Annotated in this window: 1 protein-coding gene; it reads right to left on the minus strand. The window is 54.2% G+C overall.

From position 1 onward, the window contains the following. On the minus strand, positions 1-463 hold a 463-nt coding region (locus tag FJV41_RS55695), incomplete at both ends, for an MFS transporter (protein ID WP_181791574.1).

The raw sequence follows: 463 nt of genomic DNA on the forward strand, positions 1-463 counted from the left end.
GGTCCGGTTAACAAACCATGGCATCAGGCAGAGGAACAGGGTTTCACCGCAGACCTGAATAGACGCGAGGATCCCGTACCAGCGGTTGCCTTCCTCCGGCGTCGGGAACTGTAGCGAGAAGTACTGGGCAAACTGCTGATCGTAGGTGTCGTAAATCTGCGTGACGAACAGGGTAAAGAGCAGCAGCATCCAGAACTGACCATTCTTCGCCAGCTCAAGGGCATGAGAGACCTTCAGCGATTCGCTTCGCGCCACATCGGCGTCGGTTAATTCAATTTTGGTTAGCATAAAGCAGATGGCGGCGATGACAATGGCGAGGCTGGCGAGCCAGAAGGCCAGATTAGGATTGCTGTCGATATATTTACCCACAATCCAGGCCGCCGCTGCCCAGCCTAACGAGCCCCACATCCGCACACGACCATATTCGAACTGATAGCGCCGGGAAATCTTATCGATATAAGAG

It is taken from the genome of Myxococcus llanfairpwllgwyngyllgogerychwyrndrobwllllantysiliogogogochensis (assembly GCF_006636215.1).
GTDB lineage: Bacteria > Myxococcota > Myxococcia > Myxococcales > Myxococcaceae > Myxococcus > Myxococcus llanfairpwllgwyngyllgogerychwyrndrobwllllantysiliogogogochensis.